This window comes from Chitinophaga sp. 05T412 (genome assembly GCF_056396465.1).
In genome coordinates, this window is record NZ_JBFTLN010000002.1 from 739,265 (window position 1) to 762,477 (window position 23,213).

15 protein-coding genes are annotated in these 23,213 nt (G+C 47.8%); 7 read left to right on the forward strand and 8 right to left on the reverse strand.

Going from position 1 to position 23,213, the window contains the following annotated elements:
- Window positions 1–2: 2 nt before the first annotated feature.
- The 3 genes from AC1DFM_RS06715 to AC1DFM_RS06725 are packed head-to-tail and all read right to left on the reverse strand — an operon-like array spanning window position 3 to window position 6,841.
- Window positions 3–1,802: a glycoside hydrolase family 36 protein gene (locus AC1DFM_RS06715; RefSeq protein WP_477075927.1), complete on the reverse strand. Its 1,800-nt coding sequence runs from the start codon at window positions 1,800–1,802 to the stop codon at window positions 3–5.
- Between the two features lie 43 nt (window positions 1,803–1,845).
- Window positions 1,846–4,386 (reverse strand): glycoside hydrolase family 95 protein, encoded by a 2,541-nt coding sequence (locus AC1DFM_RS06720; RefSeq protein WP_477075928.1) that lies wholly within the window; start codon window positions 4,384–4,386, stop codon window positions 1,846–1,848.
- Window positions 4,387–4,393: 7 nt separating this feature from the next.
- Window positions 4,394–6,841 carry a glycoside hydrolase family 2 TIM barrel-domain containing protein gene (locus tag AC1DFM_RS06725; protein WP_477075929.1) on the reverse strand — a complete coding sequence of 816 codons (2,448 nt, stop codon included), beginning with the start codon at window positions 6,839–6,841 and terminating at the stop codon, window positions 4,394–4,396.
- A 350-nt stretch (window positions 6,842–7,191) separates the two neighbouring features.
- Between AC1DFM_RS06725 and AC1DFM_RS06730 the strand changes: the two genes are divergently transcribed.
- Window positions 7,192–8,067 (forward strand): helix-turn-helix domain-containing protein, encoded by an 876-nt coding sequence (locus AC1DFM_RS06730; RefSeq protein ID WP_477075930.1) that lies wholly within the window; start codon window positions 7,192–7,194, stop codon window positions 8,065–8,067.
- 105 nt (window positions 8,068–8,172) lie between these two features.
- Entirely contained in the window at window positions 8,173–8,838 is a 666-nt protein-coding gene (locus AC1DFM_RS06735) for a ferredoxin reductase domain-containing protein (protein ID WP_477075931.1), read from the forward strand.
- Window positions 8,839–8,851: 13 nt separating this feature from the next.
- Here the strand turns inward: AC1DFM_RS06735 and AC1DFM_RS06740 are convergent, their stop codons facing one another.
- From AC1DFM_RS06740 to AC1DFM_RS06760, 5 genes are all read right to left on the reverse strand, one after another.
- Window positions 8,852–9,454: a response regulator transcription factor gene (locus AC1DFM_RS06740; protein WP_477075932.1), complete on the reverse strand. Its 603-nt coding sequence runs from the start codon at window positions 9,452–9,454 to the stop codon at window positions 8,852–8,854.
- 342 nt (window positions 9,455–9,796) lie between these two features.
- Complete coding sequence (locus AC1DFM_RS06745; RefSeq protein ID WP_477075933.1) at window positions 9,797–11,254, reverse strand: sulfatase family protein; 1,458 nt, start codon at window positions 11,252–11,254, stop codon at window positions 9,797–9,799.
- A gap of 207 nt (window positions 11,255–11,461) precedes the next feature.
- A complete protein-coding gene (locus AC1DFM_RS06750) occupies window positions 11,462–12,805 on the reverse strand; it encodes an alpha-L-fucosidase (protein ID WP_477075934.1) in 1,344 nt (447 codons plus the stop codon).
- A 36-nt stretch (window positions 12,806–12,841) separates the two neighbouring features.
- On the reverse strand, window positions 12,842–15,001 hold the full coding sequence (locus tag AC1DFM_RS06755; protein WP_477075935.1) for an alpha-galactosidase: 2,160 nt from the start codon (window positions 14,999–15,001) through the stop codon (window positions 12,842–12,844).
- A 21-nt stretch (window positions 15,002–15,022) separates the two neighbouring features.
- Entirely contained in the window at window positions 15,023–16,816 is a 1,794-nt protein-coding gene (locus AC1DFM_RS06760) for an alpha-L-fucosidase (protein ID WP_477075936.1), read from the reverse strand.
- A gap of 696 nt (window positions 16,817–17,512) precedes the next feature.
- Here AC1DFM_RS06760 and AC1DFM_RS06765 point away from each other — a divergent pair.
- From AC1DFM_RS06765 to AC1DFM_RS06785, 5 genes are all read left to right on the forward strand, one after another.
- On the forward strand, window positions 17,513–18,085 hold the full coding sequence (locus AC1DFM_RS06765) for a TetR/AcrR family transcriptional regulator (protein WP_477075937.1): 573 nt from the start codon (window positions 17,513–17,515) through the stop codon (window positions 18,083–18,085).
- Between the two features lie 40 nt (window positions 18,086–18,125).
- On the forward strand, window positions 18,126–18,563 hold the full coding sequence (locus tag AC1DFM_RS06770; RefSeq protein ID WP_477075938.1) for a universal stress protein: 438 nt from the start codon (window positions 18,126–18,128) through the stop codon (window positions 18,561–18,563).
- Window positions 18,564–18,806: 243 nt separating this feature from the next.
- Window positions 18,807–20,483: a hypothetical protein gene (locus tag AC1DFM_RS06775; RefSeq protein WP_477075939.1), complete on the forward strand. Its 1,677-nt coding sequence runs from the start codon at window positions 18,807–18,809 to the stop codon at window positions 20,481–20,483.
- Window positions 20,484–20,515: 32 nt separating this feature from the next.
- Entirely contained in the window at window positions 20,516–21,451 is a 936-nt protein-coding gene (locus AC1DFM_RS06780) for a hypothetical protein (RefSeq protein ID WP_477075940.1), read from the forward strand.
- 79 nt (window positions 21,452–21,530) lie between these two features.
- Complete coding sequence (locus tag AC1DFM_RS06785; protein WP_477075941.1) at window positions 21,531–23,102, forward strand: T9SS type A sorting domain-containing protein; 1,572 nt, start codon at window positions 21,531–21,533, stop codon at window positions 23,100–23,102.
- Window positions 23,103–23,213 lie beyond the last annotated feature (111 nt).

The following is a 23,213-nucleotide window of genomic DNA, read 5'->3' on the forward strand; positions in this document are numbered from 1 at the left end:
ATCTATTTTTTTGGTGTCAATGCCAATACCCGTCCATCGTGCCCGGATAGTTTCAATGAAAAGTTACCTGTAAAACTTCCCAATACCTTGCCTGTCCAATAATCGGCCACCTCATAGGTTTGATCAAGTTTTACGGATATTGTTTTGGGAGATGCCTGCCAATTGAGCAAAATCAACTGTTGCCCGGTGGCTGTAGCCACCCTGCCAATTTCATAATTGGTATTTTCAAAGGCGGCTGCCTTCGCTGTGGGTGGTACAGCCTTGCGTAAAACGTTTAGCCGTTCGGGTGATATTTTCGTCAGATCGTCTCCACTGAGTAACATGCCACCGGTGGCGTATAACAACGCGGCATGGAAATTAAATTCGTTGTCAGGCATATTACCCGTGAGTACTAAACAGTCCGGATCATTCCACCATAAGCGCCCATTCTGCCAGGCCCGGGATAAGTTTTCACGGCCGGAGCGCTCAAAGATGGTCCAGCTACGTTTGATATCCATGGAACTGCGGCTGCCGTGTACCAGGCCTAAAGAAGGCCACAGCGGGTGATTACAGCCCAGCAAAAACGCATCTTTACTACCACGGATAATCGCTTCCATACCACGCCGATATGCCTCTACGCGTGTAGCTTTCTTATCATAAAAATAGCCGCCATGAATAGCACCCCAGAAATTGGCGTCCAGCTTAAAATAAGTAACGCCCCAATCGTTGCGCATGGTGCGGAACAGTTGCTCCAGATGCTGTTGCACAGCGGGATTGGTACCATCCAGTGCATACCAGGGTTTCAGACGCCATCCGCCAAATGTTACGAGATCACTGCGTAGCGGTGCGCCAGTACTATCTTTCACTAACCAGTCTTTATGATTTTTATAAATCGTCGAATTGCTATCACAAATGAACGGCGCTACCCAGATAGCCGGCTCAAATCCCTTATCACGGATACTCCGTAATACCTGCTGCACATTACCTCCAAAGGAGTTGCCCACTTCGAGCCAGTCGCCCATATGTGGCTGGTACCCATCGTCGATCTGTATATACTTCAATGTAGGGATATGATCCTTGATATAATCCAGGTTATCATAAATATTCTGTGCGGTCACTTTCGGACCGAAACAATACCAGGAACACCAGCCGGTGGGTGGTTGCTTAAACTCAAGGCGGGGATGGAAATGTTGAATACGATCTGCAAATCGATCCAGTAACTGATTACCATCTTTTCCAGTGGCCAGCATCAGCTCCTCCAGGCTAAAAGTGTCGCCGGGAGCCAGTTCCAGGTTTTCCAGGTCCGTCACCACTTTAATGGTATCGGCAGATAAATAAAACTTCCCTACAAAGCGTTTGCTGGAAGTATAGCCCAGTAATAGCTGCTCTTCACCGGCAGGATATAGTCGCAGCAAATTATACACAGCAAGATATCCGGCAGGTTGTGGGATTCTATAATGCGCCGCATCGGTGTAGTTACCCAGATTTTCAGGTTTAGCGAGTGTGCCGGCGGTTTGTGTGAGCATCTGGAAACCTTCCGCATAAAAAGGCGTGGTGGCAGGCAGCACTTTTCCCACCATACCAGTCACCACTTCTTTCAAGCGTACGGCAGTGCTACCGGTATTGACTACACGCACTTCGCACAAATCACCATTCCAGCTACGGAGCACTTTCACAAATGCCGGTGCGGGACTACCATCGGTGGTATATGCCACCGGCGTGCTATTTTTCAATGCCTGGAAAAATCGTTCCGGATCACCGGCGCTGGCAGCGATAGCGCCGCTCAGTAAACAACATAGCAAAAACAGGGTATATTTTTTCATCGTGGAAATTATTATTAAACTAATATACGCTACACATCTTTACTTAAGAAACACTTTCGATATGATAAGTTTTACCGGGTGCAGTGGGAGCATCATACTCAAATACTTTTCCCAGCTGCAACACCGGCAATTTTGTTGGATCTTTCACCACCGTTTTACCAGGTGTCTGTAATTGATAAAATACGTTCGCATTGTTTCCCTCAGCCACTTTCGCCACCTTACCATCTACCTTCACGGCAACGCGCGTACGAATACGACAGTTGCCGCCTAACGCAGATCTGATCACCGCGTGCGTCAGCTGTCCGTTCTTCCATTCCATATCTACTTCAAAACCACCTCTTGCTTTCAATCCTTTTACGTTACCGGAAGGCCAGGCATCTGGTAGTGCCGGCAACAGATATAACACGCCATCATGGCTCTGCAGCAACATTTCCGTGATTCCGGAAGTAACGCCAAAATTACCATCTATCTGAAACGGCGGATGTGCGTCAAACAAATTGGGATAAGAACCGCCACTGCTGCTATTGGCGACACTCACGGATTGACCGCCAGAGAGGAATAATTGTTTATTCAGCATCGTGTATGCGTGGTTGCCATCTTCCAGACGCGCCCACCAATTAATTTTCCAGGATTTAGACCAGCCGGTACCACCATCGCCGCGTAGCAGCAAACTACGTGTAGCCGCTGCCGCGAGAACAGCATCTCTTCTCGGCGAAATAAAACTACCTGGGAATAGTCCGTATAAATGCGAGGCATGGCGGTGGGTATCTTCCGGATCATCCCAATCTTTATACCACTCCTGCAATTGGCCGTACTGGCCGGTATGGAAAGGATAAATATCTTCCATGGTTTTCCGCAAGCGTGCTACCAGTGGCGCATCCAGCTGCAACACAGTGGCAGCCTGTATGGTATTGTTAAACAGGTCGTGAATAATAGACAGGTCCATGGTGGTAGCAATACTCACGCTGCCAACACGTTTGCCGTCAATACGAAAATCATTTTCGGGAGAAGTAGATGGATTGGTGACCCATTGTCCTGCATCATTTTTGATGAGCCAGTCCAGCATGAATTCAGCCGCCCCTTTCAAGTCGGGATACATTTGTTGTAAGGCCTTTTTATCACCGGTATACAGATAATGCTCCCACAGGTGACGGGTGAGCCAGGCCCCGCCCATTGGCCAGATGGCCCAGGTGGGCTTGCCATTGGGGTCTTTGAAATCAAAGCCTCCGGCAGGATTGGTCATATCCCAGATATCCGAATTATGGTGTGCGGTCCATCCTTTGGCGCCGTAGTTAACGGTAGCGGTTACTCGTCCTTTCTGCGACAGGCGATGAATAAAATCAAACAATGGCGTGCCGCATTCCGACAGGTTCGCCGATTCCGACGGCCAGTAGTTCATCTCTGTATTGATGTTGATGGTATAGTTAGAACCCCATGGTGGTTGCATTTCCTTATTCCACAATCCCTGCAGGTTCATAGCTGGCCCACCTTTGCGGGAACCGGATATCATCAGGTAGCGACCGTATTGATAAAGTAATGTAGTCAACTGCGGGTCACGATTGCCACCGTGTTCTGTGTATACTTTCAGGCGCTCATCTGTAGGTAAAGTAGCGCCTTCATCTATACCGAGATTAATGGATACGCGGTTAAATAACTTCGTGTAATCGTTTACGTGAGTGCTTAATAATTTTGCATAATTACCGGTGTTCAACAAGGGCGCGGCAGCGGCAGCATGTGCATATTTTCCATTGGGTTGTCCATCTTTAAAGCTGGTGCCTACCGATACCAGCAACAAAGCTTCTGTGGCGCCTTTTACATGTATGCCGGCGGTATCTGTTGTTACCTGTCCGCCGTTTACACGGGCGTCCAGGTGCACTTCATAATTGATGCCTTTATCACCGTATACAATCTGGTTTGCTTCGTAAGCTCTGGCGGCTACATATTCCGGGCAGCGGCCTTTCATCACCAGATAGTGATTATTCACTACCTGATTGGTATGTGGCATACCATTGGCGAAGCGGGTGCTGAACTGCAACTGTGCGGCCTTGCTGGCGGTATAGCGTACTACCAGTAATTGTTGTGGATAACTGGCAAATACTTCTCTCGTATAGTCCACACCGTTAGCAGTGTACCTTACGCGGGCAATACCCTTGTTCAGATCCAGTTCACGTTTATATTGTGTAGCTTCCTGCGGAATATCGTTATCGATCAACAGGCTGCCCAGCGTGAGATAGCGGGCGCTATAGGTACCCATCATTTTTTGGGCCAGCACATGTGCTTCGGCATACTTTTCTTCAAACAGCAGCTTGCGTATTTCAGGCAGGGTTTCTTTGGCAAGTGGGTTATTGCCATTGCGGGGAACGCCCGACCAGAGATAGGCTTCGTTTAGCTGCAATTCCTCCTGCTGCACACCACCGAATACCATGGCGCCGATGCGGCCGTTGCCAACCGGCAAAGCCTCTACCCATTGTTGGGCGGGCTGCCGGTACCAGAGCTTCAGTAACGAATCGGCCGGTGAAGCGGCATAGGTAGTGTGTGTAAACAGTATTACAGCGGAGGCTGATGCTAACAGATACTTTATCATGAATACGTTATTTTTTTATTTGAGTCATGCCTGTTTCTAATCCTTTTCCAGTGGCAGCTATTACCACAGTCCCTTCGTTGACGGCTACACGAATACTTGCTTGTCCGTTGGCCAGTTGTACTTTCCGGGAACCTCCTACGGTACCGAGATCATCTAACAGGCGGCCGTTGCCGGCTAAAGAAAATTCGATTTCGTTGGCTGCATCCAGGCATAGTACGCCTGCGGCATCTACAGCTTTAACGGTCACCTGATCACCATTGTGTGCCAGCAACAGTTTTGCAGGTTTGGACCAGGTGGCTGTTTGATATTGCCAGTTTACTTCATCAGTCACCGTTTGTTTGCCGTTACGGGCTACTACTTTTACGATGTTGTTGCCGTTGTTGAGTGGCACTTTCCAGTGCAGGCCTGCGGCGGGAAAGTCGGCGCTATGGCGTTGGCGGATACCGGCACTTTTGCCGTTTACAAATAATTCAGCTTCGGCACAATTGGAGTACACGCGGATTTCCTTAGCTTCTCCTTCTTTCCCCCAGCGTACCGGCCAGGCATGCCCCAGAATATGTGCCATGGGCTGTTTGGTCCAATACGACTGAAACACATAATAGATTTCTTTCGGGCGGAGATCACGGCCAACGATACCTTTCTGATTCACATAAGGTACAGGATTTTCGGGACGAAGTGGCGTAGAAAAATCCTTGAAAACCCAATAGGCCGAACCGGTGAGCTGTGGCATGGTTTCCTGTTCTTTCAGGTGCCAGTCGACCAGATTTACCGCATAGGATTCTGACCAGTCGCCATCTTTGGAGGCGCGGGCATTACCGCCGGTGAGGGCAAAATCGCCGGTGCGTTCATCAGCGCCATTACCGGTGGCTATCTGTTTGATAAACTTTTCCGGGTCTTCTGCATAGCGTCCCTGGTGGCTGTCAGCGCCCCATTCGGCGTGAAAGAAATGGGGTACTTTGGCGATTTCACTCAGGCTTTCCGCTTTGTATTCGGTGTAACGACCACGATACCAGCCCGCCCATATAGAAGGCGAGTAAACGTCTACAATATCTTTACAAAAATCGCAGCGGCGGATGGTGGTGTTGCGGGTGCTATCCAACTGATGCGCCAGGGTGTTTAACTCCGTCATAAAGGCGCGGATTTTTTGTTTATCGAATTCGGGGAAGTCGCCGGGCCAGTCGTTTTCATTACCCAGTCCCCATAAAATTACGGACGGGTGGTTGCGATGTTGTACAATGAGATTCGTGAGCATTCGCCGGGCTTGCGCCTGGTATAGGTCCCCACCGAGGCCGCCGCGGCACCAGGGAATTTCTTCCCATACCAGTATGCCGAGGCTATCACAGAGGTGGAGTACGATCCGTGATTGCTGATAATGACCGAGGCGGATAAAGTTAGCGCCCATATTTTTGATGAGGATCATTTCATCGCGGATCATTTGTTCCGTCATAGCAGCGGCTACGCCAGCATGATCTTCGTGGCGGTGGGTACCTTGCAACAAGAGTCGTTTTCCATTCAGTAAAAAGGGTCCATGTGTTACAAATTCCGCATGCCGGAAGCCAGTTTGCACGGTGGTGGTGGCTACGCCGGCGGTGCTGGTAAGCGTCGCTTCTACGGTGTACCGTTGTGGTACATCCGGTGACCATAACTGTGGTTTTTTCAGGGAGATGACCGGCAGTTGGAAAATACCTTTTGTGGTAGTGATATTTTGGGAGATGGTTTTAACAGGTCGTTGCTGTGGGTCCAGGATGCGCACGGAGAGTGTGCCGGCGCCGATGTTGGCGGCATCCTGAAAAGCGGTGCTGATAGTCAGCGTTCCTTCTTTCCCCGTAGCATCTGTTTGCGTCTGTACCTGAAAATTCTCCAGTGATAACGCGGGCGCATATACGATATTCACATAGCGGTATAAGCCGCCATATACATTAAAATCAGACATGCTGGAAGGAATCATTTCCAGGTCGCGGGTATTATCGCAACGGATGGAGATGGGGATTTTTCCTTTGTAGCGTTTAGCGGCGGGCGATTGCAGGAAATCGTTTACTGCATTGGTGATGTCGGCCGACCATTCATCATAACCGCCGGTGTGTGCAGCTACTTTTGTCGTGTATACATATACGGTAGTTTTTTGTCCGGCGCCTTCGAAGTGCAGCAATACGCGGCCGTTAGGGTATGGTTGTTGAATGTTCAGCTGTGTTCTATACCATCCGGGGCCCTGGTAGTAGTTTTGATCCGGGTTTACCGCATCCCGGGCATTGAAGCAATGTGGCAGGGTAACCGTTTCCCAGAGGGGCACGGACTCCGGGCTTCCTTCGGTAGCGGGGCGTACGGCTTCCCAGATACCGCCCAGGTCCCCCCGGAGATATTCCCAGGGTTGTTGTATGCGGATGGTCTGCTGGGCCAGGATGCTGATGGAAAAGAGTAATGCCGCACAGCCTGTGATTATTTTTTTGATCAACATGTTGTACTGTTGTTTTTATAACCGGAATTAATCAGGCGATACCAGTTGGTTCGTCTTATTTTATTCATTCTTTTTTATAGGAACAGTAATGGAATTTAAACAGTTAAAAAGCAAACGTTTGCAAAAACGTTCCTGGATCTAAAAATCAATGCTATATTAATTTTGTACGCCTATTGGTTGATTCATGGTGCTAATAAAATTCGAATTTATGCAATCGATTGTATTTAAATGTATGCAATTTTACCTATTTCAGATATCTTTTTCAGGCAGCGGTATACAATAATTACGTTTCCGGATCGTCTGTTAAAATAGGTGAAGGAGATAAAAGCGAATCGGCTTAATTTGTACTTATGAKAAAAGATAAGGCATCCGGTATTGTGTCATACAGTTTGGAAGAGGTATTGATGGAGCCTGGACTGCGAATAGACGTACGTTACAGGATATCAAATGACAGGCACCCACATGGTGGTTTAATCGGGGCACACAGGCATGAGTTTTACACGCTGGGGGTTTCCGGCCCGCAGCCCAGTACGCACATGGTTGATTTCAGGCAGGTAGAAATGCCCTCCAACAGTATGTTCTTATTATCACCCTGGCAGATACACATGCCCACGGAGGAAGCATTGACGGCAGAATTATTCCTGATTTCGTTTATGCCGGATTTCTTGCCGGCAGGAATGCCGCCATTGCCTGTTTGTATGGAAAATCCGGTGACACCTGATGCAGAAGGGTTTAAAGAAATCTGGCATCTCTGTGAGCAATTACACCGGGAGTCTATCCAACGCAGGCCATTAAAACAACCCGTGCTGCAACAATACCTGACCTTGCTGCTGACATTATTCACCCGTCATTTACCAGAAAATAATACGGTCAGCCATTTACAACCGGAACTCCTGACCCGTTACCGGGAGCTGATGGAAGAACATTTGCTGAGCTGGAGTAGTTCAGGCGATTATGCGCGGGCGCTGCATGTAACAACGGATCATCTGAATGAGGTAGTCAAACAGGAAACCGGGCAAACTGCATCGGCTCTATTGGCCAACCGGCGCATCCTGGAAGCCAAGCGCATGTTACTGCATTCCTCGCAGGGCATTAAAGAAATTGCCTGGCACCTGCACTTTAACGAGGTGACTTATTTCAACCGGTTTTTCAAACAACACACCGGACAAACGCCCGTGGCATTCCGTATTGCCAGCCGGGAAATGTATAATTATAACCCGGAATAGTATAATAACGGATATTAGCCGGTCCGCTAGCTTTGCACTTATTAAATAGTAGCCTATGGCCTGGCAGATATGCAGGTCTATTATAACCCGAAAAATAAACTTTACATGCCTTCAATTAAAGACAGGGCGACCAGTTTACTGTTGTCGCGCATAGGAAAAACTGCGTCTGTCAATAACGTACATCGCATTGGTAATTTCCTGATGCAGGTAGAACTGCAATTACCTCAACTACTGCCGGATCACGGCGCTCAATACCTTAAATGCGAAGTAGCGCCACATACTTATCGTGACTACACCATTGCACATTGGAATGCCAGCACACAAATAGCCACGCTGCTGATCGACTGCGGGCACGATGGCGCCGGCAGCTACTGGGCGCTGGACCTGCAGCCCGGGCAGGAGGTGTATTATGTGCGACCCGGTAGCGGAATACATCTCCCTATTACTACTCCCTACCTGGTATGCATTGGTGATACCAGCGCAGCTGCTTACTTCTACACCGTTTACGAGCAAAAGGCAGCAACGCAGCATTTTCATTGTTTTATGCCACTGGACAATCCAAAGACCAGACAAATACTACAAATGCCGGTGCAACCCCTTTCTGACAACCAACACTATTTCACCGACCTGCATGAATGGTTATACAGTCATAATTTCCCCTCAGCAGAAACTACTTTTAATGTGGCCGGTAATCAACAAATGGTAGTGCAGGTATGTAACTCTTTGCGTCAGCTGGGTGGACAAGTAAAAACACAGTATTTCTGGGGCTAAAATGTTGCGTACATCAGATCAGGTGTTCTTTCATTGCTTTCACGATGGCATTGGAACGGGAATTTACATCAAGCTTGCGATAAATATTCATGATATGGGAGCGTACCGTACCCACACTGATATGACACGTATCCGCTATTTGCTTATAGGTATCACCATTCACCAGGCAACGCAGGATCTCCTTCTCCCTTGGCGATAGTCCATAGGGGTCCTGATGGACCTGCTTCTCCTTACGGAAAAACGCCAGTACTTTGTTCACCGCCACTAAGTTCGACTGCAGCGCCGTTTCATACACCTGTGCAATAAATTCAGACAAGGATACCGGCGGAACGGGGTCCGGTTCATATCCCTTTGCTACTGCCGGTATCTGCGTCAAACCCTGCTCTTTTTCATTCAGGGTCAGCAACAACACATTTACATCAGGGTACGCTGCTTTTACTATGCTGGCGGCTTCTATCGCAGTCAATCCAGGTATCTCTATATCCATAAAAACCAGGTTGCAGATATCTTTTGCTAATTGTTGTAACACTTCTGTTGATTCGCTGTGCAGTCCCGAAACTTCTAATCCACGCGCTTCTCCCCAATTACCAGGACTTATAGGCCGCACTTTTTTCATAATATTCCTTTTGGGTTATGTATATTCATATGAAATTTCCCATTGATAACTGCAAGTTCTCGGAAGCTGGTATGGTTGATAAAAATTATAAATGGAAAGATGACACGGTTTCCATACCCGTAACAAATTTGAAACAATTACATGCAGTAGTCAATCGGATAACTATATGGTTTTTCAATAAATATTAATATACAATTTGTTTTATATTACTATTAAAACAACAGTATAACGTGGTAATCTATAGCTCTTTGTTGGATTAACGCCTATATAATACTCTAAAAATCAGCTCTTTAAAAGTTGGCCCATCTTCCATTTAAAACAAATTATATTTAAACATATATATCACATTTGCACCTTTCCGGCCATTCTTCGGCCAGTTCCTTTGTTATTTGTGAGATCATCTCCCAAATCATTCCGGTACTTTTCTGCGATCGCTGTCAGCATTTTCACGACCTCCGGAAATTGCTTTTGAACATCCAACGTTTCACCAGGATCACGGCGCATGTCATATAATGCCAATGGAACATCTACTTCTGGTTGTGCTCCCGGGAATCCATCATAACCCGGCAAATTTAATTTGTACGTCCTGCTCCGGTGTGGCAATACCAGTTTCCAGGGACCTTTACGGATAGCCTCCAGGCTATTCACCTGGTAATATACGGCTAACTCATCTCTGGGGTTTGCATCCTGTTCATTAAATAATAGTGACTTCAAATCCACGCCATCAATTTTCCGTACCGGCAGCCCGGCGCCGCAGAAATTAGCAATCGTAGGCAACAGATCAATAGTAGCCGCCATTTTATTACACACCGTGCCTGCTGGAATTTTAGCCGGCCAGCGCATAATACAGGGCACCCGCAAGCCACCTTCCCAGGAAGTACCTTTCCCTTCTCTCAGTCCACCCGTGTTCCCCGCATGATTACCATAAGATAACCAGGGACCATTATCACTCGTAAAAATAACCAGGGTATTTTCTGCCAACCCGTTTTCTTCCAACGTTTTCATCACCTGCCCTACCGACCAGTCAATTTCTTCTATCACATCTCCAAATAATCCGTCTTTGCTTTTTCCTTTATGCTTATCCGATACGGCAATAGGCACATGTGGCATACTGTGCGCCAGGTAAAGAAAAAACGGCTGCTGCTTATGCTGTCTGATAAACCGGCAAGCCCGGTCCGTATAGAGTGTAGTGAGTTGCGCCTGATCGTCCAGCGTTCTGATATATTTCACCGGCTTATTCCCCTCTATCAGCGGCAAAGGAGGATATTTCCGGCGGGGGTTCGTGGAAGTATCCGCATAGGGCTTACCATCATAATGCACCGGCCACATATCATTGGAGTACGGTAATCCCAGGTACTCATCAAATCCATGCTGTAAAGGCAACCACGGTTCTTTAGATCCCAGGTGCCACTTACCCACCATGCCGGTACTGTATCCCTGCTTCTTTAACACGGTGGCAATGGTTTGTTCCGCCGTATCCAACGCAATCGGCGCCGTAGGCCACAACGCCCCGTTAATGCCTACACGGTTGGGATAACAACCCGTGAGCAAACCCGCCCGCGAAGCAGAACAGACTGCCTGCGCAGCATAAAAATAAGTGAATCGCATCCCCTGCGCCGCCAGACGGTTTAAGTTGGGCGTGTGCCAGGGCGTGCCAGCAAAGCACTCCAGGTCACCATACCCCATATCATCCATAAAGATGATCACCACATTAGGGGGCTTAACTTCCGGCAAAGGCTTGATAAAACTGAATGATATGGCCGCCAGACACATAGTCAGGCTAAAATAAACTCTCTTCATCCGGGATGTTTGACAATAAAAAATGGTACCCATAAAATTATACATCTTCCTGACATTTTTTTAAAAAAATGCCAAAAGCAAAAAGCAGAACGCAAAAAGCCATTGAGGCGAATGATTAAAGCGATATTAAATTCGCTCTGATCATTCGCCTCAATGGCTTTTTACTTTCTGCTTTCTTTACAGATGCTTCAGCATTTCTGCTTTTGGTTACTCCAGCACCAGCTCAATCACCGGAATCTCTACGTCCGGTTTACGCACCGGCAGGTCCAGCGCCAGGTCACCTTTATCGGTACCATGCATTTTTATTTCAGAACCATCATTCAGTAACTGGGCATACTTCACTTTACCTTTCATACCAGGCAACTCAAAACGTTGCAGCGGGTAGTCCAGTAAGTGTACATATAAACGTTTGGTAGTTGGATTGTAAGTCAGCAGGCTGTTTTCCGGACGTTTAAACTCCGCCGGCGCTTCGGTACAACCATAAATAGAACGACCATTTACTTCCATCCAGGCGCCCATACCTTTCAGTCTGTCCTGTGCACGGCTATCGATAGTACCACGGGAAGTAGGTCCTACGTTCAGTAACAGGTTACCACCTTTGCTCACGGATTCTATCAATAATACCAGTAATTGTTTGTTGTCTTTCCAGGAGGTTTCATCTCTGTAATAGCCCCAGGAGCCGGAGAAAGTCTGGCAGGTTTCCCAGTGAATACGCTTACCATTACGGGTAGGCCACTCTGATACTTTGTATTGCTCAGGTGTTGCAAAATCGCCCCCATCTTCATATTCACCCAAATCCAGGCGATCATTTACAATAATGCCGGGCTGTAATTTGCGGATCATTTTAATCAGGTCCAGCGAATTCCAGTCGTTATGATCTTTACCATGTTCTCCCGGGAAAGAAAAGTCGGTCCACAGGATATCGATTTTACCATAATTGGTCATCAATTCCTTCAACTGATTTTTCAGGTAAGCACGATACTTTTCCATATCCCGGCCTTTGTTCAGCTGCTCGTAATCCTTGGGATCATTGGGCCGCTGCGGGTGTACGCGATCAATGGTATAATCAGGATGATGCCAGTCGATCAGGGAGTAATAGAATCCCACTTTCAATCCTTCTGCACGGAAAGCGTCCACCCATTCTTTGATCAGGTCTTTCTTCGCTGCCGTGTTAGTGGCTTTATAATCGGTATACTTTGAATCAAACAAACAAAAACCTTCGTGGTGTTTGGTGGTGATTACGGCATACTTCATCCCTGCCGCTTTGGCCTGACGCGCCCACTCTTTGGGATTGTACAGGTCAGGGTTGTACAGGTCGAAGTATTTCTGATAGTCAGCATTGGTAAGATGCTCATTACTTTTTACCCATTCGTGGCGGGAAGGCATAGAGTAAAGGCCCCAGTGAATAAACATACCAAAACGGTCATTTACCCACCACGCCAATCGTTGCTCTTTTTGCTCAGGCGTTTCATTGAAAATTTTCTTGTCCTGTGCATGTATCTGCAACAGGAACAGGAGAAAAGCAACGGCACAGAGTGATAATTTTTTCATAACTGATAAATTATGCTGATTTGGTTTAATACTTATTTATTCCGCCACCAGCCAGGTATAGCCGGCTGCCGGGATGGTTACTTTTACATGCGCCTGATAGTTACGGTCAAGGGTATACGCTTTTGCAACACCTTCTTTTTCCCGTACACGGATACTTTGTGTGGCACCGGTATAATACATTGGTAACACAAATTCTTTGGTGATAGGTTGTGTCGTTGGATTGTACAGCATCACCAGCGCTTTTTGCGGCAACGTTGGACTAACGTGCATTACGCCATCCCAATCACGGCCATCGGCGCGGCGCAGATGTATCATATCGGCATTCAGAATCTGGCGGTATTTTTTATACCAACTGATCATGTTAGTCACTACAGCTTTGGTGGCATCAGTATCGTATAAACGAGGACCACGGTAGCAGGCCTGTATACCGGCGCCATAGTATTGCGCCATCAGCTGATCATAGGAATCGAGATGGTCTTTCAGCGGCTCCAGTGTGGCCGCAGCGCCACCACCCTGGTATTCGCTGAGCGGCACAAAGCCCCAGCCCATGGGAGGCGTTTTCTCCCAGGTGCCGTCAAAAATATTTTGTCTGTTCAGGATCAGTTGTTCTGCTCTTGGCAATGAGAAATTCACTTCGCGGTAGCCCAATGCTATTTTATTGGTACCATCCAGGAAATACCAGTCGGGCGCATTTACATACACCCCTCTTTCATTACACCAGTGATACAGGTCTTTCTGCAGCTGCATCTGCTTCCACTGGGAATCATCTACCCCAGTATGTCCGGGATGCGTGGTGGAAGCGCATACATCGCCAGGATAAGGACCATCATTTTCGAAAATATCGAAGCCGGTAGCCGCAATAAAATGTTTTATCTTTTGCAGATAACCCAATCCCCATTTGCTACCCAGGCAGGGAGCATTGCCGAAGAAAGCATTGCCTGTTTTGCCGGTAACAGGACTGATCACATCATCTTCCTCACTGATACGCCTGCTCGAAAACAGGGAGTAGCCACCGAGCAATATCTTTTTGCTGTGGGCATAATCCGTCAGCGCTTTAAATTTGGCGATATTGGTGACGCTGGTATCTTCCATATTCAAACCACTACCAAAACTCAGGATCACACCTTCATAGCCGGTAGCCGCACATTGGTCGATGATGGCTTTTACCTTTTCCGGATCTGTGCTCACCAGGTGCATGAAAATAGGATTCTCTGTAGTCCACGGTGCAATGGTGCGATAGAATTTTCGTTTAGCCAGGCCGTTACGCTCCCGGTCATAACTATCAAACAGCAGTTCGTAGGTGCGGATAGATTCAAAATGTTCCCCGGCAGCCATGGTAATACCTACGGGCACTTTAGGATGTACTTCCAGCAGACAGGGCGTTTGAAAGTCGTAGTTCACCTGTGAAGTATAAGTGCTGTCGGTTTTCCAGTGAGTAGTTTGATCACTGAGATTGGCTTTCATGGCGTTGTTGAAAGCATAGTTACTTTCTATGTAGATGCCATGGGGCACCTGCATTTTATCCACGGCACCTACTACGGCAGATTCTTCCTCGGGAGTAGCGAGTATTTCATTCACTACCTGGTTCAGTTTCACGGGTTGCCCGGTTTGGTTGGTAATTTCCAGCCATTTGGATAACAACGGAATACCGTCAAATATTTCGTAATGTACTTTTATCTGCAATCCTTTCAGCTCCGGCGCCTGTGCTTCGTAGGAGAAAACAAGCGCTTTCCCGGTGGCTTGTTTAGGGTTGCTGCACCAGCCATGGGCGGTCCATTTCAGGTAAGGTTGTATAGCGGTTACCTGGTGACCTTTATACATAAAATCCGATTTGCCTGCCTGCAGCTGATCCAGCCAGGCGGGTAACAGATAGGCTTGCTGTGTTTGTCCTTTGGCGCCGCCAATCATGTAATCGTGACCGTTGACGATGATCCGGGCTTCCGGTTTTACGGCACGCAGCAGTTGTTCACCGCTTACCAGGTTACGGTAGTCGGTACATATCACGTTGGGGGTTACACGAAAACTCCGGCTCAATAAGCCATTACTCAATGTGATGTCTTTGCCTTTTTCTGTGATAGTGGCCGTATACGACTGTGGTTGAATTAACCAGTCGTTAGCGGGCAACTTCACCTGCGCTGACGAGGTACCGGCATACAAACAAGCCAGCATTCCTGCCAGGAGATTCGTTTTTTTCATGTTCTTACTTTTCTGATACAATTATTTCACGGGCTGCAGGATCACCTTACGCAACCAACATAGCTCATTTTTATTACCGGATACCGGTTTAACAGTCAGGTTTTGTTTACCTGCTTTATCAATATGTACAATACCCACAGCATGTTGAATAAACTGCATCGGCAGATGGCTGCTATAGGTACCTGTAGTTAGTGTAAGGAAAGGCAGCTGCTGTCCGCCAACGGTGACGAGCCCCTGCTGGGAAGCGCTGGCCGGCTCGCAGGCATAGTCGAGTATTACTTTATAATCACCTGCATCCTGTATGTCCAGCGGGAAGATGATGACATCATCCGGTTGCACCATGCCGGTGATGCAGTTGTCGTGTTTCCAGTCGCCGAAATAATGCGAGTAGGTAAACAGTTTACTTTTCGCATTACCATTAAACACCGCCCAAACGGCAGGTATTTCTGCCTGTGGATATTCGCTGCTCACCGTTTGTGTGCGCAGCTGCGACAAGTCCGGCTGCTGACCGCTATACTCCATCACCAACACCGTATTTCGTGTATCCGGCAGCGTTACCGGCAGCTGGATAATGGCTTCTTCCGGTAGTTGTTTAAAGGTAAGGGAAGATGAACTACCGAGTATTTTAACTGATTTAATTTTTGCTGTTACACCGGGTACGCGCAATTGTCTGTTGGCCGGCATTCTCCATACATGCAGGAATAGTTTTCCTGGTTTGCTGGTAGTAACGCCCCAGGGCTGCGCGGGGATAAGGCCCCAGGTGGTACCATAAATACTTTCACCGTAGGTACGCAGCCATTTTCCGGTAGCTTTCAGATAGGCGATGGAATAAGCGGGCCATTGGCCATTTCCATCGGGGCCTACGTTCAACATCAGGTTACCGCCCTTGGAAGCCACGTTGGACAAGAGGTGAATAATTTCTTCCGGTGATTTAAAATTAAGATCGTGTTGGATATATCCCCAGGAGTCGTTGTGTGTATAAATAGATTCCCAGGCGCCGGCGATGGGCACTGGTGGCACTTCAGAGTCGCCAAAGTCGCGGTAATCACCGAGGTCATGCCCTACCCTGCTGCTGAACAAACAGCCGGGTTGCAGCAGCCGCAGGCTATCGATCATAGCTTTTGTCTGGGGTACTGTTAATCCGCCCGGCATGTCAAACCACACGATGCCTAAAGGACCGTAGTTGGTCATTAGTTCTTTTAATTGCGGGATGGATTTAGTGCGATAATATTGCTGGTAGTCTTTCTCTTTATCGTTGAAATCCCAGTTGTTACCGCCTCCGTTGGATTCGTGCCAGTCAAGGAACTGGGAGTAATAAAACCCGAAAGGAATGCCCTGTGTTTTACAGGCGGCAGCCAGGGCTTTCATGGGATCTTTTTTATACGGGGAAGCATCTACGATATCGAAGTCCGTTACTTTAGAATCGAACATGCTGAAGCCTTCGTGATGTTTGGCGGTAATAACGAGGTATTTAATGCCGGCTTCTTTGGCGGTGGCGGCCCATTCATTGGCATCGAAGCCAACGGGATTAAAGGTTTGGGCAACTTTGGCGTACTCGGCGGCTGGTGCTTGAGCGCGTTGCATGATCCACTCCCCGCTGCCGTAGTAGGCGCTATCGTGCCAGCGGCCGGCCAGTTTGGAATATAGTCCCCAGTGTATGAACAGTCCAAATTTCGCTTGCTGGAACCATTTCAGGCCAGGATGTACGGTATTGCCGCTGGCTCCTTTGTTCCACATATCAGGCATTTCCTGTGCGGTGATTTTAGTGTGCAGGAGCAGACATAGCAATAATAAACATGGAATCCTGTGGAACATAGCGCTGAGAAATTTAGTAAACCAACGGTAAAAATTATACATAACCGCTGGTATATGCAAATGCATGGAAAATGGTATCAGGGAAAGGGAAAATGATACAATTAAACGTGCTTTCGCGCCATTAACTAACGGTTAACGAATTTTCCCGGAGGTAATAACTAATTTCGCTTGCAGAATAAGTTATATCTGTCTCTGTATATATATAACTTCACCCGTTTGTTATCAACTTATTTAGCTCATTAACAGGCTATAATGTGTTATAAGCATCTGGTGCAATACCAAGGTGCCATGTGAATGTTTTAAAAGCCTCTGCTGCAGTCATCAGCAGAGGTTTATTTTTTAGGTCCTCTCCGTTTTACTGCTCGTTATTTCAATTCTTGTTTGGGTTCAATTAACGCTCTTTGCCGGGCATACTTTTAATATTGTGCTATCGCTTCATCATCGTTGGGTTTGAAGTGCCACAGTTGTAGATAACTGAAAATGCATACAACTAACAAATATCTGAGCTGTACCTGTTGGCTTCTCCAGGCCGACGGGGTTATTTTTCGATGAATGGGAACCCATAGGTCTAACGGCCCATGGGTTTTTGATTTAATCATCATCTAGCGATAGCGCCTTTGCAGTTTCCACTGCGAAGGTTTTTTTTTAGCTGCCGGGCAATGCTAAAATGAATATTTATTCGCTTATATTTGTATAGTGAAACTCAAAGACGATAAAAAAGTAACCCAGATTTTCCAGGCAGCGCTCAAGCTGGTAGCGAGGAAGGGCMTTGCCGGCGTCACCATGGGCGACATCTCCAAAGAAGCCGGGATTGCCACCGGCACCTTATACGTCTATTTCAAAAGTAAAGATGAGCTGATCAACGCCCTGTTTGCCGCCTGCCGGGAAAATTCGGTACAGGTATCTTTCAAAGGATATCAACCGAGCACACCCTTCAAATTAGGATTCCGGCGAATCTGGCTCAACATCCTACGGTATAAGCTTCAGAATTTTGAAGAAACCATTTTTCAGGAACAATGTTACCACTCTCCTTTTATCACCGCAGATACCCGGGAAAAGGCGCAACAACTGGCCGCTCCCTTCTATGAACTGATGAAAAGAGGACAACAGGAACAACTGATCAAATCTGTGGATACCGGTTTATTAATCACTTGCCTGATCGGCACTATGAATGAACTAATAAAACAAACGCATTACAGTGGCATTCCTCTCAGCAGAAGCCGGATTAATACCGCTTTTGACCTTTGCTGGGATGCGCTGAAAGCATAAATGAAAATGAATAATTATTCACAAATAAATATCACTGCATATGTCAGACATCATGATCGCAGTAGACCTGAGTAGCTTTTCAGAACACCTGATCAGCACAGGCGTAGAACTGGCCAATAAGATGAATGCGTCCGTTACGCTCTTCTCTGTAGTGGAAATCGGAATCGGCTTAGGTTTACCGGAAGGAGGCCCCGTATTTACCGACATCCCGGCACAGATAAAGGAAGTAGAAGAAAGACTGGAAGTTTACAAACAAAATTACCCGAACAACGATCGTATTCAGATACTGGTCGCTGCAGGGAATCCCAAAAATGAAACACTGGAACAGGCACATGCAGGCAACACATCTATGCTGGTGGTAGGCACTCATGGCAGAACCGGACTGGATCATATGCTGTTGGGCAGCAACGCCGAATACATTATCCGGCATTCCAGAATACCCGTACTGGTAGTGCCTTATAACCGGGCCGAACATTAACGGCATACCGATTAACACTCAACAGTTATACAACACAACAGCAACGGCCTTGCCTGTTGCAAGATCCCGGCGAAAACGCCGGGATTTTTTTATGGCTCTGCCGTCTTATTAACGCATGATAAACCTTATATTTATGATGAATAATTAAAGTACGTCTACAGCTTTGTTGCCCCTTTTTCCAGCCCCCAAACTGGTTTCGGAGTTTTACTGCACCTCTCTTCCCTACATTTTTAAAACATTGTTATGAAAAAACACTACTCCTCAAAAGGCCTGCTGCTGGTATTATTGCTGCTGCTGTCTGCTCCTGCAGTTTTTGCACAGTTAAAAATCGGCGACAATCCGGCTACTATCAACAAAGCCTCCATCCTCGAACTGGAAAGCTTACGCCAGGGTTTATTACTGCCCCGCATTGTGGACACTACGCTGGCGCCACTCAACACCGCCCCTGACGGGATGATCATTTATCACACCCAAAGCCAGGCCTTAATGGTAAGACGCGGCGGACACTGGTCAAAACTGGTCGACAGCTTAGACGCTTCCGCTGGTACCTGGTTGCTGAAAGGCAACGCCAACACCAACCCGGCTAACAACTACCTGGGTACATCCGACAACCAGGCACTCTCCATCCGGACCAATGCGACAGAAGCCATTAACATCAGTCCCACTCAAACAGTGGCCCTGAAACAAGTACCCGCCAGCGCTACGCTCATCAGTGTGCTGATGATAGATCCCGCTACTGGTACCATCAACCAACGGAATCTTTCAGCAGCTGCCTTTACAGATGCGATCCACACCCTGAATGGTGTAGCGAAACAGGGCTTTACCATTCGGGCTGATACCCTGAATGCCAACTTCGGTGTTACCACCACCCCCGCAGATAGTACTATTTCCCTCAATATACCCATTGTAGGCACTGCAAGCGCCAGAACGGGTTTACTCACTTATGCCGATTGGCTTTCCTTCAGCACCAAACAAAAAGCCATCACCGTTGGCGCCTTCATTCTTACACCAGGTAGTCCGAATGGTCTCGTATTAGACAGCGCTGCCGGCACCTTATCGTTGGTAGCTGCCACCGCCACCACTCCCGGTGGCGTATCCGCAGTAGCCCAAACTTTCGGCGGCGCCAAAACATTTAATGATAGCGTGAGCGTCGTTACCGGCCTGGGCGTAACCGGACAAGCCACCATTGGTAGTGGCATCAAAGTCACTAACGGCGGCGCCAACATCACCGGCAATGTTACCCTGAATACTGCACCGGCTAACGTAAGCACTGCTACCACTACCGTGCTGTTCAGGAACCCCGTAACCGGCGCCCTTGAAAAAAGAGATGTGGATTCTGCAGCGTTCTCTGTTGGCATCCGTAAAATCAATGGACTCACCGGACCAAATATTTCCATCAAAACCGGCACCACCGGCACCGATGTGGCACTCGACAGTACCAGCGTGGCGAACACCCTCACGCTGAATATTCCCGATGCAAGCGCTACGGCCCGTGGTGTGGTAAATGGTAACACGCAGACTTTCGCTGGTTTCAAAACCATCCGGGACACATTGGCGGTAGCTAAAAATGCTATAGTGGGTGCGAGCACCAACCCCAACTCTACCCTGCAGGTAAGCGGTTCCATGGCGTTGAATATCCGGACCACCAGCAATGCCACCGATGCACTGGCAGAAACAGATAATACCTTGCTGGTAAACGCCACCGGTGCTAATACCACGATTACGTTACCACCAGTCAGCAATATTATAGGCAGGATATATACCATCAAAAAAATATCCGGCACCATTGATAATGCGGTAACCCTGCAGCCCTCCGGCGGCGCGCAGATAGAAGGCGCCAGCTCTTATGTGATCTATAACAATTACACGTATGTAACAATTCAAACAGATGGTACTAACTGGTATGTGATCAGAAAGTAAACCCATTTATTGTTACCTATAAATTGTTATTCATGCTGAAAGCAAGCGTTAAAAGCAGCATATGGCTATGCGTGCTACTGTTGCTGTGTATATTCGTACATGCGCAACAGCTCAAGCTGGGGGACCCTACGTCTTCTGCCATTAAAGCCGCATTGCTGGAACTGAATACCACCAACCAGGGACTCTTACTACCCCGGATTACTGATACCACTGTGTCCCCGCTACCTGCTTCCCCGGATGGCATGATCATTTACTTTAAACCGGCCAGCAGCCTGCTGATCCGGAGAAATGGCGCCTGGTCGAGGTTGGCAGATAGCACTGCCGTGAGTAACAACCAATGGCTGTTAACCGGTAATGCGCTGACAGACAGTACCACCAAATTCATTGGTAGCACCAATGCATTTGCATTGAATATCCGCACCAATAATGTTGCACGGCTCACGGTTTCTTCTACCGGTAATGTAGGCATCGGGAATACTGCGCCTACGTCTTTGCTACAGGTAAAAACAGGCGTGGCCAATACTTCCGGCGTACGACTGGAAAATCTGACCAACACGGCCACCATCACGGTAGGCGCCGGCGCATTGGGAGTAGATGGCAGTGGTAATGTGGTGCGATCGGCTACCGCACCGGTATTTTATAATTCCGGAGGTGTGGTATCACAGAATATAAAAATCTGGGCAGACTCCGTAAGTCAACCCGCCACACCGCTCGCTACCGGACAACTGGCTGTAGATATTTCCAGTGCAGGGTTTACAAAAATTATGTCCATCACCGCTACGGCCAAAGGAGGAACAGACGTGACCAATGCGCCCCTCGTTTCCATACTGGGATATAGCTTAACGAAAATAAATTTCATACTAGTGGAAAGTAAACTCACAKGGGTATTGATTGGAGGCAATGTAGAAGGATTGGAACCCAGCATCTCCAATACCACCAAGATATTTGTCACGGTGGTAGGATACTGATTTTATTTTTCATATAACCGTTACCGTTATAAAACATCGTTACTTCATATTAATACTATTCTTCACCCTGATCGTCCAAATGACAGTCAGCGGGCAATCATCGGCATGGCTGCACCCCAACAGCAAAATGAGCATATTCAGCAGTGATACGGTGGCGGTGTTTGGGGATATGGTCAATGAAGGAAGTATCCTTGCGGTTACCGGCTCTGTTGTTAACTTCTACGGATTACGCTGGCGTAACGGCAGCAATGCCAGTATCCTGGATGAAAGCAGCGATGGCTTTAGCGCTGGCGGAGGACTGTTTCGCTTTATGCAAACAAAGCCGGCGCTGTATCAATACATCAGTGGAGGCTTCAGTGCCGCCACCGGCCAGGGTCCCAGCTTTCCCAATATCAGCGTAGAAAATTCACCGGGTGTTTTCCTGGATGATCTCAGCGACCTCAAGGTGGTGAATGGACTGGATCTGCAAAGAGGTTCCCTTTTCCTCAATGGTTGGAACCTGGTGATGGGGCATCATAATCCCGGCAACATTATGCATTATTCGGCCGAACATTTTATTGTTACCGGCAGCCCTTTTGGCGGCGGCGCAGTGTACCGCAGCCAGGTTTCGGCTACAGATAAAAATGTAGTGTTTCCTATCGGCACCATTCCAGCCAGTTATACGCCGGTAGTACTCGATAATCCGGGTACTACCACCACTATTCGTGCAACCGTATCCGATAGTGTCAGGAAGAATCTGACCACAGGCGATAACCTCGTACTCACCAGTGTGAATAAAACCTGGGAAGTGACACCCACCGCCACAGACGCAGCACTTAATCTGCACCTCGTTTTTGATAAATCAGACGAGGGGCCCGTTTACGAAGCCAATCAAAATACCGCGTACCTGGCCCGGTTTGCGGATACCGGCTGGGATGTAGCCAGTGTAAGGGCGGCGCCAGTCAGACCAGGCCCTTATACTACCGGACCTCCGGACCCGCAAAAAGTGGCCGTGTCCCGCTTGTTTCAACACCTGCGTGGCAGCAACTACTTTACCAGCCTCGTAGCAGAAACGGTGAACAGTCCTAACCGCACCACGCTCGATTTCTTCACCGCCAATCGCAGTAATACGGATGCAGACAGTGTACTGCTTCACTGGATTACCGGCAGAGAATATTTATGCAGCGGCTTCGCTATTGAACGAAAATTTGCACTCAATCAAAACTTCGACTCCATTTCATTTGTTTCCAGCAAATCACCGGGTGGCATCAGCTTCTACCCGGTGGGATACGATGCTACAGATGCACCACATAATGATGGCTTCATCTTTTACCGGCTTAAAGTCATCATGACCGATGGCACCTTCTTCTATGGACCAGTGCGTTTGGTAAAAGGCAAAAATATCAGGGGAGATATTGTGGTATGGCCTAACCCTGTGCAAGGCAGCACGATACATATCTACTATGGCTCCAGTCAACATATAAAGGCCTTATCGCTGATAGATGTGCCAGGGCACCGTTTAATTTATCAGAAATTCCAGCAACCATTGCAACAGCGTAATTATTATGAACTAACGGTACCTGCTAATCTCGCCAGAGGTACTTACTTCCTGCAATTTATCGGGGAAAAAGATGAACTGTTACATACAGAAAAAGTCATCCTGATGGAATAGCATTCCTATCCATCAGTTATTAAAATCCGCTTAAACTCTGCACGGTTACGGGACTGATACGAAAGTTGCCCTAACTTTGCTGTTCATTGCGAACAACGATTTCACGAAACC

Coding starts and splice junctions, on each gene's coding strand:
- AC1DFM_RS06715 (WP_477075927.1), bottom strand. CDS start 1,802: ATGAAAAAATATACCCTGTTTTTGCTATGTTGTTTACTGAGCGGCGCT.
- AC1DFM_RS06720 (WP_477075928.1), bottom strand. CDS start 4,386: ATGATAAAGTATCTGTTAGCATCAGCCTCCGCTGTAATACTGTTTACA.
- AC1DFM_RS06725 (WP_477075929.1), bottom strand. CDS start 6,841: ATGTTGATCAAAAAAATAATCACAGGCTGTGCGGCATTACTCTTTTCC.
- AC1DFM_RS06735 (WP_477075931.1), top strand. CDS start 8,173: ATGCCTTCAATTAAAGACAGGGCGACCAGTTTACTGTTGTCGCGCATA.
- AC1DFM_RS06740 (WP_477075932.1), bottom strand. CDS start 9,454: ATGAAAAAAGTGCGGCCTATAAGTCCTGGTAATTGGGGAGAAGCGCGT.
- AC1DFM_RS06745 (WP_477075933.1), bottom strand. CDS start 11,254: ATGAAGAGAGTTTATTTTAGCCTGACTATGTGTCTGGCGGCCATATCA.
- AC1DFM_RS06750 (WP_477075934.1), bottom strand. CDS start 12,805: ATGAAAAAATTATCACTCTGTGCCGTTGCTTTTCTCCTGTTCCTGTTG.
- AC1DFM_RS06755 (WP_477075935.1), bottom strand. CDS start 15,001: ATGAAAAAAACGAATCTCCTGGCAGGAATGCTGGCTTGTTTGTATGCC.
- AC1DFM_RS06760 (WP_477075936.1), bottom strand. CDS start 16,816: ATGTTCCACAGGATTCCATGTTTATTATTGCTATGTCTGCTCCTGCAC.
- AC1DFM_RS06770 (WP_477075938.1), top strand. CDS start 18,126: ATGTCAGACATCATGATCGCAGTAGACCTGAGTAGCTTTTCAGAACAC.
- AC1DFM_RS06775 (WP_477075939.1), top strand. CDS start 18,807: ATGAAAAAACACTACTCCTCAAAAGGCCTGCTGCTGGTATTATTGCTG.
- AC1DFM_RS06785 (WP_477075941.1), top strand. CDS start 21,531: ATGACAGTCAGCGGGCAATCATCGGCATGGCTGCACCCCAACAGCAAA.